Genomic DNA, 1,464 nt, shown 5'->3' on the forward strand with positions numbered 1-1,464 from the left:
TCGCCCTCGACCGCTTCCACGAGATCCTGGAGAAGGCGTTCGCCGCCGGGCCGCCGCGGGCGGCGGCGATCGCCGCCAGCGCGCCCAGCAGGATGCCGGCCAGGCCGGGCAGCAGGTTGTTCGGGAACGGCATCGGCTCCATCGCGCTGACCTGGTACGACACCAGGATCAGCCCGACCAGCAGGCCGCCGGTCGCGGCGCCGACGTCGATCCGCCACACCGGGCCGCCGACGCCCGCCCGGCGCAGCGGCGCCCGGCAGGCCACCGCCAGCAGCCAGGCCGACAGCACCTGCCCCAGGACGATCACCGGGACCACCTCGATGCCGGCGACCGCGTACGTCCCGGCGACCGCGCCCACGGCCACGCCCAGCAGCGTCCCGCCGAGCACGCACACGCCGCCGGGCACCGCCCGCACGGCCAGCCCGGAGGCCAGGAACGCCAGCGCCAGCCCCTGCCCGGCGACGATCACGATGTGCGCGGTCGTCAGCGACTTCCAGCCCGAGGACGCCACGAACGCCGGGCTCGACAGCACCAGGACGTGCAGCGCCAGGAACGGCCCGAACGCGGCGGCGCCGAACGCGTCCCGCCAGGAGATCCCGGGAGCGGCCACCGCGCCCGACGCGAACTCGCGGTAGAGGGCGGCGGCGCCCAGGCCCACGAACAGCAGGCAGGCGATCCACGGCCCGAGGCCCGACCGCCAGGAGGCGTCCCAGGTGGCGAGCGCCATCCGGACCGCGCTGTCGGCCGAGATGCCCGCCACGGTCGCGGTCGCGAAACCGACGCCCGACAGCCCCCGCGCGCCCTCGTACAGCGCCCCCACGGCGATCATGCCGATGGCGGTGCCGGCGAACGCCAGCCAGGTCTGCGGGGTGAGGATCTGGGCCAGCAGCCGCACCGCCAGCAGCCCGCCGACCCCGGCCAGCAGCAGGCCGCGCGGCCCGGCGGCGCGGCGGATCAGCGGGCTCGCGAAGCCGGCGAGGTAGACCGCCAGCAGCACCACGCCGGTCACCAGGAGACCGGCCGAGTCGGCGAAGTGGTCGTACTGCGGCAGCGAGAAGCGCAGGGTCTGCGCGAGCACCGCGACGGTGACGGCGATCAGCGCCAGCCGGGCCGGCCCCTGCGGAACGATCGGCGCGCCGGCCGGCTGCGGGGGCTCGCCGGTCCTGGTTCCAAGGTCTGTGCTGGCCAATTGAACGAATGCTCCCGGGGATGAGCGGACTGAGCGGAACGGGCGGTGTCAGGGGGACCGGCGGGGCGGGCTCGGCGGCCGCCGCGGGTCGCGCCTCCCAACCCTATGATCGCGCGTGCCCGGCCGTGGCACGAACGCGCGGGACGGTGAGTCGCGCAACTCCGCCGGAACCCGGCCGGACCCCGGCCGGAAAAGACCATGGCCGGGGCGCGGGGGGGGGGGGGGGCCCCCCCCCCCCCCCCCCCCCGGCCCCCCCCCCCCCCGCCCCCGGGGGG

At 77.3% G+C, this 1,464-nt stretch carries 1 pseudogene; it reads right to left on the reverse strand.

The annotated features are described in order from the left end of the window. A pseudogene (locus tag AB0881_RS41820) lies at nt 1-1,189 on the reverse strand (endonuclease/exonuclease/phosphatase); the annotation flags it as partial. Nucleotides 1,190-1,464: the final 275 nt, after the last annotated feature.

The sequence above is a fragment of the Spirillospora sp. NPDC029432 genome (genome assembly GCF_040703975.1).
In the GTDB taxonomy this organism is placed as follows: domain Bacteria; phylum Actinomycetota; class Actinomycetes; order Streptosporangiales; family Streptosporangiaceae; genus Spirillospora.